Source organism: Salmonirosea aquatica, assembly GCF_009296315.1.
In the GTDB taxonomy this organism is placed as follows: Bacteria; Bacteroidota; Bacteroidia; order Cytophagales; family Spirosomataceae; genus Salmonirosea; species Salmonirosea aquatica.
In genome coordinates, this window is record NZ_WHLY01000002.1 from 4,789,103 (window position 1) to 4,804,218 (window position 15,116).

The 15,116-nt window shown below is 52.2% G+C and carries 13 protein-coding genes; 9 read left to right on the forward strand and 4 right to left on the reverse strand.

From position 1 onward, the window contains the following. Positions 1-65: 65 nt before the first annotated feature. Positions 66-659, reverse strand: a complete 594-nt coding sequence (locus GBK04_RS20860; protein WP_152763043.1) for a TetR/AcrR family transcriptional regulator — start codon at positions 657-659, stop codon at positions 66-68. Between the two features lie 149 nt (positions 660-808). Between GBK04_RS20860 and GBK04_RS20865 the strand changes: the two genes are divergently transcribed. The 4 genes from GBK04_RS20865 (at position 809) to GBK04_RS20880 (ending at position 3,649) form a co-directional block, all read left to right on the forward strand. Further along, a complete protein-coding gene (locus tag GBK04_RS20865) occupies positions 809-1,537 on the forward strand; it encodes a DUF72 domain-containing protein (protein ID WP_152763045.1) in 729 nt (242 codons plus the stop codon). Positions 1,538-1,630: 93 nt separating this feature from the next. Continuing rightward, on the forward strand, positions 1,631-2,356 hold the full coding sequence (locus tag GBK04_RS20870; RefSeq protein WP_152763047.1) for a 3-keto-disaccharide hydrolase: 726 nt from the start codon (positions 1,631-1,633) through the stop codon (positions 2,354-2,356). Positions 2,357-2,477: 121 nt separating this feature from the next. After that, the gene (locus GBK04_RS20875) at positions 2,478-2,792 is read left to right on the forward strand and encodes an HPF/RaiA family ribosome-associated protein (RefSeq protein WP_152763049.1); all 315 of its coding nucleotides are present in this window, start codon (positions 2,478-2,480) and stop codon (positions 2,790-2,792) included. 221 nt (positions 2,793-3,013) lie between these two features. Further along, a complete protein-coding gene (locus tag GBK04_RS20880; RefSeq protein ID WP_152763051.1) occupies positions 3,014-3,649 on the forward strand; it encodes a DUF6134 family protein in 636 nt (211 codons plus the stop codon). A gap of 36 nt (positions 3,650-3,685) precedes the next feature. Here GBK04_RS20880 and GBK04_RS20885 read toward each other — a convergent pair whose 3' ends face one another. Beyond that, complete coding sequence (locus tag GBK04_RS20885) at positions 3,686-6,721, reverse strand: NHL domain-containing protein (protein ID WP_373331181.1); 3,036 nt, start codon at positions 6,719-6,721, stop codon at positions 3,686-3,688. Positions 6,722-6,886: 165 nt separating this feature from the next. Beyond that, a complete protein-coding gene (locus GBK04_RS20890; protein WP_152763053.1) occupies positions 6,887-7,696 on the reverse strand; it encodes a DUF4198 domain-containing protein in 810 nt (269 codons plus the stop codon). 154 nt (positions 7,697-7,850) lie between these two features. On the opposite strand from GBK04_RS20890, the gene fbp reads away from it, so the two are divergent. The 5 genes from fbp (at position 7,851) to GBK04_RS20915 (ending at position 13,108) form a co-directional block, all read left to right on the forward strand. After that, entirely contained in the window at positions 7,851-8,852 is a 1,002-nt protein-coding gene (gene fbp / locus GBK04_RS20895) for a class 1 fructose-bisphosphatase (RefSeq protein ID WP_373331182.1), read from the forward strand. Positions 8,853-8,901: 49 nt separating this feature from the next. Further along, entirely contained in the window at positions 8,902-10,107 is a 1,206-nt protein-coding gene (locus GBK04_RS20900; protein WP_152763055.1) for a DUF2264 domain-containing protein, read from the forward strand. Positions 10,108-10,235: 128 nt separating this feature from the next. Beyond that, positions 10,236-11,453, forward strand: coding sequence for an MFS transporter (locus GBK04_RS20905; protein ID WP_152763057.1), 1,218 nt, complete (start codon positions 10,236-10,238; stop codon positions 11,451-11,453). A gap of 213 nt (positions 11,454-11,666) precedes the next feature. After that, the gene (locus GBK04_RS20910; protein WP_152763059.1) at positions 11,667-12,431 is read left to right on the forward strand and encodes an exodeoxyribonuclease III; all 765 of its coding nucleotides are present in this window, start codon (positions 11,667-11,669) and stop codon (positions 12,429-12,431) included. A 101-nt stretch (positions 12,432-12,532) separates the two neighbouring features. Beyond that, positions 12,533-13,108, forward strand: a complete 576-nt coding sequence (locus tag GBK04_RS20915; protein ID WP_373331472.1) for a pseudouridine synthase — start codon at positions 12,533-12,535, stop codon at positions 13,106-13,108. Between the two features lie 111 nt (positions 13,109-13,219). Here GBK04_RS20915 and GBK04_RS30890 read toward each other — a convergent pair whose 3' ends face one another. Then, positions 13,220-15,073 (reverse strand): OmpA family protein, encoded by a 1,854-nt coding sequence (locus GBK04_RS30890; protein ID WP_373331183.1) that lies wholly within the window; start codon positions 15,071-15,073, stop codon positions 13,220-13,222. Positions 15,074-15,116 lie beyond the last annotated feature (43 nt).

Genomic DNA, 15,116 nt, shown 5'->3' on the forward strand with positions numbered 1-15,116 from the left:
ATGAAAAAATCCCCAAGTACCCCTGCCGATTCAGGATCGGGGTACCTGCTTACTGTGGGCTAAAATCAAGGCTTCAATTCGTGGTCTATCATCTTGACAAGACGGTCGAGGGCCAGGATTAAGTGCCGGGTGTTTCCGGTTATTTTTGCCAGCATGATCCCCCCCTCGATTTGGGTGATGATCGTACTGGCATAATCCGCGGCCACAATTCCCTGCCTGATTTCCCCCTTCTTTTCCCCTGTTTCCAGGATGTTCACGATCTTTTTTTCCCAGTTTGCAAAGCTGGCCTGCACGCAGGTTTGCAAGAACGGCGGGCCGTCATCCGCCTCGATGGCGGCGTTCAGCATCGGACAACCGCCGTTGCCAAATATACCGGGCCAATGGTCGCGATAAAACTCCGTCATCGCGATCAGCTTGTCGGGAGCCGTATTTTTCTCATTGATTGCCCTATTCAGTATCCCGGTGAGTAGCCCGGTGCTGTACTCGTACACGGCCAGAGCTACCTCGTCTTTGTTAGAAAAATTGCCGTAGATACTCCCTTTGGTTAGGCCGGTCGTATCGGTGATGTCGGACAAAGAGGTACCCGCATAACCCTTTTTATTGAATAGCGGCGCGGTTTTTTCCAGAATATACTGCCTGGTTTTTTCTGATTTTCGCATGGGTCTTCAAATGAAATGCAAAAATATACCATTCGGTATATTTTTGCAACATATTCTACTTTTCATTTTAAAGGGAAACAAAGGGCGGTTTGGAAACAGATGGTATATGATTTTAGGGTAAACAAAGCGGAACCTAAACTCACAACACCATGGCAGCACACATAGGTACCTCGGGCTGGAGCTACGATCATTGGCAGGGGGTACTTTATCCCGATCCCACGCCCGTCCACGATCGGTTTTATTACTACGTGGATCAGTTCCAGACCGTTGAACTCAACAGTAGTTTCTACCGCTGGCCCCACGAACGTACCTTCGCCAGCTGGCGGCGGCGATTGCCCGAAGGCTTTCAGTTCACGGTCAAAGCGCCCCGCGGCCTCACCCACGGCAAGCGGCTTTATGCGCCCGAGGTGTGGATTGAAAGAATAAAGAAATGCTGGCATATCCTGGGCGAAAAGCGCGCGATTCTGCTGGTGCAGCTCTCGCCCAACTTTGCCTATGATTACGCCCGGCTCGACTATTTTCTGAGCCAAGTACCCGACTGGATTCGGGTAGCGGTGGAGTTTCGTCATCCCAGCTGGCATCATGAAGCCATTTTCCAACTCCTCGAACGCCATCAGGCGGCCTACTGCGTCATGAGCGGAGCGGGACTGCCCTGCATTCTGCGGGCCACGGCTCTGCATGTGTACGTGCGCCTGCACGGGCCCGATGCCGGCTGGCTCTACGGCGGCTCCTACGCCGACGACGACCTGCGCTGGTGGGCCGACCGGATTCGGGAATGGGAGCGGGCCGGAAAAGAGGTATTCGTGTATTTCAACAACGACGGCGGTGGCAATGCCGTCCGCAATGCTTTTACCCTGCGGCATTTTCTGGGTAGGTAGGGGTACCTTTGCACAGAGGGCACCCCGGTTGTTGTGCTGTGGGTAAGTAGGCCCGGCGGGAATTTGCTTTTGAAAGTACAAAACTGACTTGCTATGATTCCTGAAAGATTTCTGCTTAAAGGTACCTTCCAACTGGCTTTCCTGTTGCTGCTAGGATACCCGGGTTGGGCGCAGTCTGAGTTTGAGCCGTTGGTATTCAGGAATTTGTTCAACGGCAAAGACCTCAAAGGTTGGGTGAATGTCAACACGGCCGAGGATACCTGGCAGGTGAAGAAAGGTACCCTGGTGAGTACCGGCAAACCCATCGGCGTGATGCGCACCGACCGTCAGTACGAAAACTTCATCCTGGAAATCGAGTGGAAACACATGGAGGCGGGCGGCAACTCCGGTGTGTTTGTGTGGAGCGAGGGTACCCAATTTGGCGACAATCCGCTCACCAAGGCCATCGAAGTGCAGATGCTGGAATTGGAATGGGCCATTCAGCATAATGAAACCGACGCCTACGTACACGGTGAACTGTTCCCGACGATGGGCATGACCGCCATTCCTGACAACCCACGGGGTACCCGCAGCAAATCGCTCGAAAAACGCTGCCGGGGCAAGGGCGAGTGGAACAAGTACGTGGTGGTTTGCGTGGATGGTACCGTGAAGCTCTCCGTCAACGGGAAGTTTGTCAACGGGCTGCGTGGCTCGGAACGCAAGAAGGGGTACATCTGCCTGGAAGCCGAAGGGGCCGAAATCCACTTTCGCAACATCCGCATTCTGGAACTCCCGCCGGGCATCACCTCGGCCGAGCAGACGGCACCGCTAGTGGATTGATGATTCAAACCTCGGGCATCATTCTTTTACTTTCTCCGCAAACACCAAGGTCTTCGGTATATCCGTTAAAAAGGCAGGGTTAAAACCAAATACAATTAATTCATTTATAATCCAGTACATCATGATTATACAGATCAATACCGATCACAACATTACGGTACATGAAGCATTCCAAACGGAATTGAATGATAAGATCGCGGAAAAATTGCACCGCTTTGCCGGACAACTGACCCGCGTGGAGGTACATCTTTCGGACGAAAACGGCAGTAAGGAAGGGCAACGGGACAAGCGTTGCCTGATGGAAGCCCGCATGGAAGGCATGCAGCCCATCGTGGTCACCGAACTGAACGATACGCTGATGCAGGCGATCAACGGAGCGATCGTCAAAATGAAAGCCGCGCTCGACTCCGCCGTAGGAAAAGTCAGGAATCATTGATCGGCCAAGTGCCGAAGAATAAAAAAATCCCCCGCCGGAGACCTCTGGCGGGGGATTTTTTTGGAGGTGGCGTAGGGGAAAAGTAGCCGGTAGGTTGTATCCAATTGGGCCCATTCATACTAGGTTTTGTCTGGCTTCGTTTGAAACGTCTACGCCAATGCAACACATCCTTTAATCTGAGCCGGAGTACCTTTTGCTTGGCAGGTACCTTCAAAAATCGTATGCTCCTCTATGAACGCGTGAAAAAACGAATCATCCTCCTTCTGGTTTTACTGCTGGTGCTACTGCAGGTACCTGCCCGGAGCCAGGCCATCATCTACGACATTCTGCTGGCCGGACGCGCCGTGGGCGAGCTTACGATCACACCCTCCCGGGGGAGTGACGGCAGCGAAAACCTGCGCGTGCGCGGGGCCATCGATACTTTTCTGTACGACGTGGTGTATGTGGGCGAAAACCGCTTTGAAAAAGGCGTGCTGAAAACCGCCCTTTCGAGTCAGGAAGTGAATGGCAAGCTGAAAGAAAAGACCAATACGGTGCAGACTTCGGATATCTACCACGTCACGTTCGCCGATGCCAAATCTGCCTCAAAGGAAACGGCGCAGGTACCTCATCCCATCAACCACACCGTGACCAGCCTCTACTACCGTGAGCCCGTAAATCTCAAACAGATTTACTCCGACCGCTTTGGCAAGATGTGCCCGGTCCAGAAGGTAGGTACCAGTGCCTACGAGATTGTGATGCCGGATGGAAAAAAGACGCGCTACACCTACGCCGACGGACAATGCCGTGAAGTGCAGTCTGAGATTGTGGGGTTTAACCTGATTTTCAGGATTCAGCCGGGGAGTGTGAGGAGGTAATTTGTTTGCTTCTTGCTAACCTGTCAATCTTTAAAGTTACTGCCCGAGTGCCAACGTGCTGCCGGAACCGCTGAACACCAGTTGGGCATTGGTTCGGTACTCAATGCTACGTGCTGTTTCCGATCCGTTTATTGTTACGGTGTGGCCTGAATCCAGAATAACCTGATCATCCGCCAGAGGCGCACGGCCTACGTTCCAAGTGTTTGGGTCGTTCCAGTCTCCGGTTTTGATGCTGATGACAAATGAAGTTGCTGACCCCAGCTTGCGAATCCGATGATTATCAGTATCGGCGATATAAAGATTCCCCATGCCATCTGTCGCAATGCCGGACGGGAATGTAAGTTTGGCACTAGTGGCGTCGCCTCCATCACCGCTGAAACCGTAGATGCCATTGCCTGCCACTGTGCTGATAATTCCGCTGGCATCCACTCGGCGTATGCGGAAGTTGCCCCCGTCCGCAATAAATAGATTTCCGGAAATATCTAGCGTTACAGCGGAGGGGGATGTTAAAGTGGCGCTAGTGGCTGATCCTCCATCACCGCTGAATCCAGTGCCTCCATTACCTGCCACCGTGTTAATGATACCGTTAGTAGTAACCTTACGGATGCGGCTGTTGTCACGGTCAGCTATAAATACATTTCCTGAGCCGTCGACGGCGACGTCGGTTGGTGCATAGAGGCCTGCGATAGTAGCCGTTCCTCCATCACCTCCCACTCCCGCGACCCCGTTGCCCGCAAATGTGCTTATAATTCCATCATTACCTACTTTTCTTATGCGGTTATTGTCTCGGTCAGCTATATATATATATCCAGATTCGTCCACTGCCACACCTGTGGGAGCAGCTAGGCTAGCATTGATAGCCGCTCCACCATCACCAGCGAAACCAGCAGTGCCGTTGCCTGCTATTGTGCTGATAATGCCGTTGGTGCTAACCTTACGGATACGATTGTTGTTCTGATCAGCAATGTACAGATTCCCAGAGCCATCGAGTGCTACCCTGGCCGGAGCCGACAGACTTGCATTAGTGGCAGCCCCTCCGTCTCCGCTGAATCCGGCAGTACCATTTCCTGCTATCGTGCTGATGGCACCACTGCTGCTTATCTTGCGGATGCGATGGTTATACTGATCAGCTACATAAATGTTTCCCGTACCATCTGCCGTTACTCCGTAGGGGGAGCCTAGAGAGGCACTAGTGGCGGGTCCACCATCACCACTGAAACCGGGATTACCCGTACCTGCAACCGTGTTGATAATCTTCGATTTTTCTACAAAAACGGTGGCAGTAGAAAAGCAGCCAGCTGTACGGGAAATTTTCACGGTATAGAAACCGGACATATTGACGCTGGCAATATTCGAAGAAGGATCTTGAGAAACTACACTGGGTCCTGTGAACAGGTACTGGTAGTTTTGGCCATTGGCGGGAGTAGCTGTTAGCGTGACGGATGATACGGTGGTACTCAGATCACCACTTTTGGTGAGTGTAGCCACGGGTGCTTCTTCGATCTTAGCCGAACTCGTCATTGTGGTTTGGCAGCCGTTGGTGGCATTTGTTCCAACCACTGAATAAGTATTTGCCTCAGTGACCGTACCAAAAGAGATAGCACTGCCTGTCCCTGCTACCGGATTGCCTACTGCTGTCCCGCCCGAAAGTAGTTGATAATTTATGCCACTCTGAGAACCATCTAGTCCAACGGCTCCGGTGGAGTCTCCTGCGCAGAAGGAGCCACCGCCGGTGACGAAAAAGGCTGTAGGGCTAACATTGACAGAAACAGTTCCGTTTGCCGGAATTGTAGAAAACCCCGTGATGCTATTGGTTAGTACCAGCGTGAAGCTACCTGTAAAGGTGGCGGGGTCGAAACTAACTTTTATACTACCCACTGAACCCGGTGGGGTACCCGTTTGGTTCGGACTGATTCCTGTTCCAGTGACGATGTAATGATCGGGATTGGTAATAGTCGAAGTGTAAAATACTTCAAAAGAATCGGTCTGACGGCAGATTGGTGAGTTAAGGGTAATAGTGGGAGGGCTAAGTTTTCGAATTCGATTGTTGAGTTTATCCACTATATAGAGGTTACCCACCCCATCCAGAGCAAAGCTGGTGGGGCTGTTTAACTTAGCATTCGTCGCCAGTCCACCATCGCCGCTGAATCCGGCAACACCGTTGCCAGCTACGGTGCTGATAATTCCGTTGGGGTTGACCTTGCGAATACGATTGTTGTCCCTATCGGCAATGTAAAAAGCTCCTTCTGCATCAAAAAGTACATCAGTTGGTGTATTGAGGCGCGCACTGGTAGCGGCTCCGCCATCACCGCTGAAGCCAGGGTTTCCAAGGCCAGCTATCGTGACTATGTTTCCAACAATGTCTGCTTTTATAACTCTGTGAGAATAGTTTGCCAAGTAGAGGTTACCTGAGTCGTCCACATCCAAGCCGGCACCAGAATAAGCGGTGCTTCCGTCTCCCAATACCGTGGTAATAATCCCGCTTGAACTCACTTTACGAATGCGGGCATTCGTTGGATCTGCAATATATAATTCACCCGCGGCATTCACTACAACATCGGTTGGGAAATTCAGATTAGCAGAGGTGGCAGCCCCGCCGTCGCCACCAGAGCCGGCAGTGCCGTTGCCGGCCACTGTACTGATGATGCCGCTAGTATTCACCTTACGGACGCGGTGGTTTAGTTGATCTACAATATAGATATTACCCAAGACATCTACGTCGATTCCAAACGGAGAATTCAGTCTGGCACCGGTTGCGGGGCCACCGTCGCCGCCGGATCCGGAAATGCCGCTACCTGCTACTGTAGTGATGATCCCATTGGTACTCACTTTGCGGATACGGTGGTTAGATTGATCTGATATGTAAAGATTCCCGGCTCCGTCGAAAGCTATACCTGTAGGGCTGTTTAGTTTGGCACTGGTGGCAGCCCCTCCATCGCCGCTGAAGCCTTGCATTCCATTACCTGCCACGGTGCTAATCGTTTGGGCTGAAGCGGAAAGCGAAAGGCCAATAAGGGAGGCCAACAGATAACAAAACCCTTTATTTTGGGACAAAAGTAGATGAAGGTTCATAATTTAATAATTAGTGTGAAAATATGGAAATAAAGATAATGAATACAACGATAAATTATAAGCACACAGTAATTTATAGCATTTAATAAAGAGGATTTGACCTGCCGTTCAACAGAAACTTTTTGATAATTTCAGGCAAAGAATTCCTCTAATAATAAGCGTACCTCACTTCATCCCAAACGTCACGCTTCCCCACAAACTCTGCCAATCGGCTTTTTCATTGCCCGTCAGCCGTACCATGTGGACACTGCTGAGCATGTAGGCGGCTTTGCCTTTTTTGGTGAGGTCGAAGGTAGCTTCGCCCTGGGCGTTGGTTTGCCGGAACTCTACTTCAGTTTTGCCGTTGGCGCGCCGCCAGCAGCGTACCATCGCGTTGGCAAGCGGCTTTTGCTGGTACAGAATCCGGCAGGTCAGGGGTGAGTTGGGTTGCAGGGCGTAAGGATTTTGCAGCGGAATAATGTCCAGGTCTACGCCCGTGGGCTTCGTGGGTAGGTCATTGGTAGAGGTACCTACCTGCACAAGGGTTTTGGCGCAACGGCGGTAAAATTCCCGGCCTTTTTTCTGCTGCTCGGCATTCTTCTGTCGGAAATCCAAAGCCAGGTTCAGCCCATCTTCTTTGAGATATTCCTCAAACTTATCAGCTTCCAGTTCGATGAACGAATTGTTCGTTTCGAGCACCAGCATTTGGGTACCCTCGCGCTCGATGGCCAGGGTAGGGGCACCTACAAGCGAGTCGGTTTGCTGGATTTGGGCGGTGAGGTTATTTTCGCCGGTGGACGTGATCAGCCGCAGCCGCTCCACGCGCCGACTGCCGCCGCCCCAGCGCTCGCCCTCGTAGTTTTCACCTACCTGAATTTTCCAGGCCAGCTTTTCGCCTACCTTGGGAAAGAAATTTTCGGGAAAAATCCAGAATTCATGCGCCAGCGCGGAGGCAACGGTGGCCAAAAGAAGAAAAGCGAGCAGTCGTAGTTTCATAAAATGAGTTGGTTTTCAGCAGAAATATAGGAATATTTAGCCGCCGTGTGGACGCTAGCCGGAAAAATGTCGTCTATGACAGTACCTAGGGCTCGAATTGAGCTGAATTACTTGAAACTTTACCCCGGACACCATCACATCGACTGATATTGCCATGAGTACTGCGCCTTCCCATCCGCTGGTCATGCCCCTGGGCACCACGCTCGACCGCTACATTCTGCACCGCCAGAACGCCTTCGCGTTTGCCACCGGCGAGCTGTCGCAACTACTGCGCGATATTGCCCTCGCGGGTAAAATCGTCCACCGGGAGGTCAACCGCGCCGGCCTCATCGACCTGACGGGCGACATGGGACTGCAGAATGTGCAGGGCGAAGCGCAGCAAAAACTGGACGTGATCGCCGACATTCGTTTCCGGCGGGCGCTTACCAACGGCGGCGAAGTGTGCGCGCTGATTTCGGAGGAAGAGGAAGGGATTATTTTTACCGGAAACAACAAAGGCAAGTACGTGGTCGCGATCGACCCGCTGGATGGCTCGTCCAACATCGACGTCAACGTGTCCATCGGTACCATCTTTTCCATTTACCGGCGGGTGACGCCCGTGGGCAGTGAACCTACCCTCGACGATTTCATGCAGGGCGGCCACGAGCAGGTGGCAGCGGGGTACATCCTGTTTGGCTCGTCCACGATGCTGGTGTACACGACGGGCCACAGTGTGAATGGCTTTACGTACGATACCTCCGTGGGGGAATTTATTCTGTCGCACCCCAATATCAAAACCCCCCAAAACGGCGCAATTTATTCGTACAACGACGGCAACCTGAACGCCTACGCCGAACCTGTACAAAGGTACCTGGCGGCGTGTCGGGAGCGGCAGTATTCGGCCCGGTACATTGGTTCGCTGGTGGCCGATTTTCACCGGAATCTGCTGAAAGGCGGCATTTATCTTTACCCACCGACGGCTAAAAATCCCAATGGCAAGCTCCGGCTGCTGTACGAATGCTATCCGCTGGCGTTTATTGCGGGCATTACGGGTTGCCTGGCCGTCAACGATACCGAGGCCATCCTGAATATCAAACCCACGAGCCTGCATCAGCGGACGCCGCTGTACATCGGTGCGCCCGCGATGGTGGAGGAGTTGATGGGGTACCTTGTTTAGTTTTTTCAAGCCAATAGCCGACGGCTAATAGCTAATAGCTTTTTAAATTATGATCAGAAGACTCTTTCTCAAAACCCTCGGTATTTCAAGTGTAGGCGCATTCAGCAGCTTTACGCCTCCTGCTCCCACGGATCGCCAGATCTGGCTGAACTATCTGGACAAAACAGCCAATCCGGTACTGACCAATCTGGCGAACGATAGCCTGAAAGCGAATATGCCGGTGGAAGGCAAAACCAAGGATCGGCCCGAATATACCCATCTGGAAGCCTTCGGGCGGCTGCTGTCGGGCATTGGCCCTTGGCTCAATCTGACCGAGTTTTCGGATAAATCGGAAGAGCAGATGCGCAATAAGTACTTCGCCCTCACGCTGAAGGCCTTCGACAACGCCACCAATCCCAACGCGAAAGATTTCATGAACTTTAATAAAGGCGGTCAGCCCGTGGTGGATGCGGCATTTCTGGCTCAGGGACTGATCCGCGCGCCGAAGGTATGGGAAGGATTGTCGGCACCCGTCAAAGCCAACGTGGTCAAGGCGTTTTTGAGCAGCCGGGTTATACGTCCAGGATTCAATAACTGGCTGCTGTTCAGTGCGATGATCGAAGCGTTTTTTGCTAAATACGGCTACGACTACGACAAGATGCGGCTCGACTACGCCATTCGCCAGCACGAGCAGTGGTACCTGGGCGACGGCATGTACGGCGACGGACCTAACTTCCACTGGGACTACTACAATAGCTACGTGATTCAGCCTTTCCTGTATGACATCATGGAAGCGATTTTGTCAAAGGAATTAGTTTATAAAAAAATGGCAGAAGACGTAATGAAGCGGGCCATTCGTTATGCGGCTATTCAGGAGCGGCTCATCTCACCCGAAGGTACCTTCCCGATTATCGGGCGCTCGATTGCCTACCGGGCGGGGGCATTTCAGCACCTGGCCAACATGGCGCTCGTCGAAAAGTTGCCCGAGCACGTCACGCCCGCCCAGGTACGTTCGGCCCTGACGACGGTGATGCAGCGCACTACCGAAAGCGAAGGTACCTTCGACGCCAAAGGCTGGCTGCAGATCGGTCTGCACGGCCATCAGCCGGCCATCGGCGAAACCTACATTTCTACGGGTAGCCTGTACCTGTGCGCCACGGTACTGCTGCCGCTGGGGCTACCGGCTAAGAATCCGTTCTGGGCCGACCCCGCCGCCGACTGGACCGCCAAAAAAGTATGGAGCGGGGTGGATATTCCGACCGATCACGCAATCTGACGATGAACTTCCCGAAAGTTTTTGAACTTTCGGGAAGTTGAGAATATCCATTAGAATTTTGATTCATTTGCTTTACTTTTGAAAATTCGTCTCCCAAGTACAGCAAACCCTACCTAACGATTTGACCTATGAAAAGTACCGTTCGCTATCAGTTGATGGCCATGATGTTCCTGCAATTTTTTGTGTGGGGCGCCTGGTATGGCCAGATGAGCAAGTACCTCTTTACCCAACTCGACGCCACCGGCGACCAGGTGGGCAATGCCTACACGGCTTTTTCGCTCGCCATGCTCATCGCCCCATTTTTTGTGGGTATGATCGCCGACCGCTACTTTGCCGCTCAAAAAGTGCTGGGGATACTTAATCTGATTGGTGCGGCCATTCTTTTCTATATCACCCAAATTCAGGATGCCGATTCGTTCTTTTGGGTCATGCTGGGCTACTGCCTGTCGTTTGCGCCCTGTATTTCCCTCACCAGTTCTATATCGATGCGGCAGATGACTAATCCTGAAAAGGATTTTCCGGCCATCCGCGTCATGGGTACCGTGTCCTGGATCGTCGTGACCAACATCGTGGGCTTCCTGAATGCGGGCGACAATGTGATGATTTTTCAACTGGCGATGGGGGCCGCCGTAGTGCTGGGCCTGTTTGCCTTCACGCTGCCCGACACGCCGCCCACCGCTACCGGCAAGGCGACTTTTGCACAAATTTTGGGAGCCGATTCGTTTGTGCTTTTCAAAAACCGCTCGTTTCTGATTTTCTTCATTGCCTCGATTGCCATTTGCATTCCGCTCTCGTTTTACTACGCTATGGCCAATCCATCGCTGACAGATTCGGGTATGACCAATGTCGAAAACAAAATGTCGCTCGGGCAGGCCTCCGAATTCTTCTTCATGCTCATGATTCCGTTGGCTTTCACGCGCCTGGGGGTAAAGTGGATGCTGGCCGCCGGACTTATCGCCTGGATCATCCGGTTTATTTTCTTTGGCTACGGCGATGGCGGCGCGGGCGAATGGATGCTCTACGCGGCCATTCTGCTGCACGGCGTTTGCTTCGATTTCTTTTTTGTAACGGGCCAAATCTATACCGATATGAAGGCCGGTCCCCGCATCAAATCACAGGCGCAGGGACTTATCACCCTGGCTACCTACGGCATTGGGATGGGCATTGGCTCCAAGCTTTCGGGTATCGTGACGGACATGTACACGGTGGATGGCGTCAAAAACTGGACGTCGATCTGGATGGTACCTGCCATCATCGCCGCCGTGGTGCTGGTGCTGTTCCTGCTATTCTTCAACGATCAAAAAGCCGAAGCCGCCGTAGCGAAAGGGGAAGTGGCTATTAGTTGAAAATTGAAAGTGGAGAGTTGAAAATTGAGAGTGAAAAGTGGAAAATTGAGCGTGGGGAAATATTCCCATTCTTACTAGTCTAAAAACCTATCACTTTGTTACTTTGTGCGCCACCGGGCGCCCGGCTTTGCCACTTCTGTACTTTTTCACTTCTGTACTTGCCACTTTGGTACTTCTGTACTCTCTCTCTTTGCTCCTCAATAAAAAATAAAAATGCAACTACTTTCTTACAACGTCAACGGAATCAGGGCGGCTATCAAAAACGGACTGGTCGACTGGCTGGCTGACCATGAGTTCGATATTCTGTGTTTTCAGGAAGTCAAAGCCCAGCAGGAGCAGGTGGATTTATTGGGTTTTGAGGCATTAGGGTACCAAGTGATCGGATGGCACGCCGCCGAGAAAAAAGGGTACAGCGGCGTAGCCATTTTGTCTAAAATTGCCCCGGATCGTGTGGTGGATGGCTGCGGCTTGTCCATCTATGATTGTGAGGGTAGGGTACTACGGGCCGATTTTGGTGAACTTACATTATTGAACTGCTACTTTCCGTCGGGTACCAGTGGAGAAATGCGGCAGGGGGTGAAAATGCAGTTTTTGCAGGATTTTCAAGGGTACGTGCGAGAACTCCGGCAGGAGCGCCCTCACCTCATCATCTGCGGCGACTACAACATTGCCCATACTGAAAACGACATCCACGATCCTGTACGCAACAAATATACGACCGGGTTCCTACCCGAAGAGCGCGCCTGGATGTCGCAGTGGTTTGCCGATGGCTTTACGGACGCCTTCCGCCACCTCAACCCTGAACTCACTGAGTACAGCTGGTGGAGCTACCGGGCCGGAGCTCGGACCAACAACAAGGGTTGGCGCATCGACTATCACTCCGTTTCCGACTCTTTGCAGGCTAGATTAGTGCGCTGCCGCCACCTGACCACGGGTATCCATTCGGATCATTGTGGAGTGTGGCTGGAAATTGAATGAGGAGGAGAGGCTTTGGGTTAAAGGCTAAGGGTCAAAGGTGAACGGTTTTTTTGTTTCATCGGTTGAACGGCGCTAAAAAATACAATTCAACAATTACACAAATCAACACATCAACAAAAAAATATTACGCCATCTACAAGCCCTTCGGGATGTTGTCGCAGTTTAGCCGCGAGGGTGATCACCCTACCCTGGCTGATCTGGATTTCGACTTTCCGAAAGACGTGTATCCTGTCGGGCGGCTGGATGCGGATAGCGAGGGGTTGCTGCTGCTGACGAACGATAATTTTTTCAAAACGCGTTTGCTGGACCCCAAACAACGCCATTTTCGCACCTACTACGTGCAGGTGGAAGGGGAGATTACCGACCAGGCCTGCGCCCAACTGGCGGCGGGCGTCAATATATCCATCAATGGAAAAAAACATCAGACCTTACCCGCCCGCGCTGTTAGAATGGAGGAACCCCACTTACCTGAGCGCAATCCGCCCATTCGTTTTCGTAAGAATATCCTTACTTCCTGGCTTTCTTTATCCTTACACGAAGGCAAAAACCGGCAGGTACGTCGTATGACCGCCGCCGTAGGGTACCCTACGCTTCGGCTGGTACGCTGGTCTATTGATGATTGGGAATTGGGAAGTATGCAGCCGGGAGAGGTGAGGGAGGTGAAAGGTCAAGGGTGAAAAGGTCAACGGATAAAGGTAAATGGAGAAGTGGTAAGGATGATTGATAAGAGAGATTTGTGCTCTGATTCTCAAAAAATAATTTTTCCACTTTCCACTTTCAATTTTCCATTAATTCTCCAACACCACAAACTCCACCCTCCGGTTCTGGGCTTTGTTTTCTTCGGTATCGTTGGCGGCTACGGGTTTGGTCTGGCCGTAGCCTTTGGGCACGAGGCGTTCCTTGGCGATGCCTTTATTGGAAAGGTAGCTGGAAATAACCCGGGCGCGGTTTTCGGATAGGTACTGGTTCAACCGCGCATCGCCGACGTTGTCGGTATGGCCCGCGATTTCTATTTTCAGTTTTGAATTCATTTTCAACGTTTTGACCAGTTTGTCCAGTTGCGGGTATGATTCCGCCCGCAGGATATAGCTACTTTGGTCAAAATACACATTGTCCAGCCGCACGGCTTCCCCTCTTTTTAAATTCTCAAACACAGATTCGTCCGCTTTTTCGGTTACAGGTGCGGATTGGACAGCAAGAGACGAAGCTACATTGGGCGCAGGTTTTGCGACGGTTTTTGTTGGCGAAAGCAGGATTGATTTCACCAAATCGTTCGGGCCGGCAGGCTTGTCGAAGGTTAGGGTACGCTCGAATAGTTCGTAGCCGGGTTGGCCTATCCGCACATCATACCGTTTACCGGGAGCCAGATTTACGTTGCGGGCATTGCCCTGACTTTGCAGGTTCAGGTTTTTCCCGGCTTCCCCAATTTTGAACGAAGCCGGGTCAAGGGGCTTCATGGTTACGGCATCGAGGATCGTAAATGTCACTGCATAAGCCGCCGGTTCCAGGAAGACAACGCGGGGTTTGATGGGTTCGGATTCCGGTGCATCGAGCGTAATGGGTGCGGAGTAGTCTGCGTAGCCCTCCGAACTCACTTCCAGCCGGTAGGCTTTTTTCAGTTCCAGCTCGGTGCCAAATTCGGGATTGGCCGCCGTGGTGACCGTGGCTGAGGTATTGGTTTCGGGACTGTTGAGCCGGAAGCGGGCGGCAATCGGTTTTCGGGTAAAGGCATCCTGCGCCACGAACGCAATCGTCTGGGTTTGTGGGGTAGTTCGCCGGCGGGTCATCTCTACTTCGATCAGTCGCGAGGCCGGACGATCCAGCGCGCCACGGACGGGTTGATACTCTACCGCGATGGCCTCATAGGTGAAGTTACCCGCGTCGGGCAACAGGACCGCGAATTTGCCCGAGGTACGGGAGACATTGACTGGATTTTTGTTTTCATCCAATACCTTCAACACCGCCTGGGGTACCACCGAGCGCTGTTCTTTGTCAACGATCAGGAACGTGTACTCCGTCACGGCGGGTTCCAGCGAGGGCTTAAAAGTGTGGGCTTTAAGTTCTTTCTCACCAATCACAAATTCTTTTTTGACGGGGCGGTAGCCGGGCGAAGTGGCTTCGATCTGGTAGGTGCCGGGCATTCCAAAAACAAAAAGCGTGTCCAGTTCGACTTTGCCCTCCACTACGAAAGTCTGCCGGGTGGCGGGGAGCATGATTTTAAAAGTAGCCGCAATGGGTTTCTGCGTCAGCTTGTCAGTGGCTGCCAAAGCCACAAGCGACTGCACCTTACGCGGCAGGTGGACACCTACTTCATTCTCTTTCAATACTTTATCGATATATTTACGGTAGGGCGTGTAGCCCGGGGCGTCCACGGCCACGGTGTAGCGGTGCGTGGGATCGAGCGTGGTGCGGGCGCTCAATGTTTTGGAGTCGTAGGGCAGGGGGGTACTTTGTCCGGTGGTTTCGTCCTGCAACACAATCTTCAGTCCCGGTACGGCCTGATTGATTTCCGCGTCGATTACTTTGACTACCAGAATATTTTCTCCCAAAGCAGAGGTTGTACCTGGACCATCATTCCCCTTTTGGGCCTTGGATTGGTGCAAGGCAAGCAATACCGATAAAAGTAAAAACCATTTTTTCATTCTGAGAGATTGCTCATTCCATATCCTGTGCTGCTTACTTAAC

What these genes read in the sequence shown, in the direction of transcription:
- GBK04_RS20860 (WP_152763043.1), bottom strand. Translation starts at nt 659, where the DNA reads ATGCGAAAATCAGAAAAAACCAGGCAGTATATTCTGGAAAAAACCGCG.
- GBK04_RS20865 (WP_152763045.1), top strand. Translation starts at nt 809, where the DNA reads ATGGCAGCACACATAGGTACCTCGGGCTGGAGCTACGATCATTGGCAG.
- GBK04_RS20870 (WP_152763047.1), top strand. Translation starts at nt 1,631, where the DNA reads ATGATTCCTGAAAGATTTCTGCTTAAAGGTACCTTCCAACTGGCTTTC.
- GBK04_RS20875 (WP_152763049.1), top strand. Translation starts at nt 2,478, where the DNA reads ATGATTATACAGATCAATACCGATCACAACATTACGGTACATGAAGCA.
- GBK04_RS20880 (WP_152763051.1), top strand. Translation starts at nt 3,014, where the DNA reads ATGCTCCTCTATGAACGCGTGAAAAAACGAATCATCCTCCTTCTGGTT.
- GBK04_RS20885 (WP_373331181.1), bottom strand. Translation starts at nt 6,721, where the DNA reads ATGAACCTTCATCTACTTTTGTCCCAAAATAAAGGGTTTTGTTATCTG.
- GBK04_RS20890 (WP_152763053.1), bottom strand. Translation starts at nt 7,696, where the DNA reads ATGAAACTACGACTGCTCGCTTTTCTTCTTTTGGCCACCGTTGCCTCC.
- fbp (WP_373331182.1), top strand. Translation starts at nt 7,851, where the DNA reads ATGAGTACTGCGCCTTCCCATCCGCTGGTCATGCCCCTGGGCACCACG.
- GBK04_RS20900 (WP_152763055.1), top strand. Translation starts at nt 8,902, where the DNA reads ATGATCAGAAGACTCTTTCTCAAAACCCTCGGTATTTCAAGTGTAGGC.
- GBK04_RS20905 (WP_152763057.1), top strand. Translation starts at nt 10,236, where the DNA reads ATGAAAAGTACCGTTCGCTATCAGTTGATGGCCATGATGTTCCTGCAA.
- GBK04_RS20910 (WP_152763059.1), top strand. Translation starts at nt 11,667, where the DNA reads ATGCAACTACTTTCTTACAACGTCAACGGAATCAGGGCGGCTATCAAA.
- GBK04_RS30890 (WP_373331183.1), bottom strand. Translation starts at nt 15,073, where the DNA reads ATGAAAAAATGGTTTTTACTTTTATCGGTATTGCTTGCCTTGCACCAA.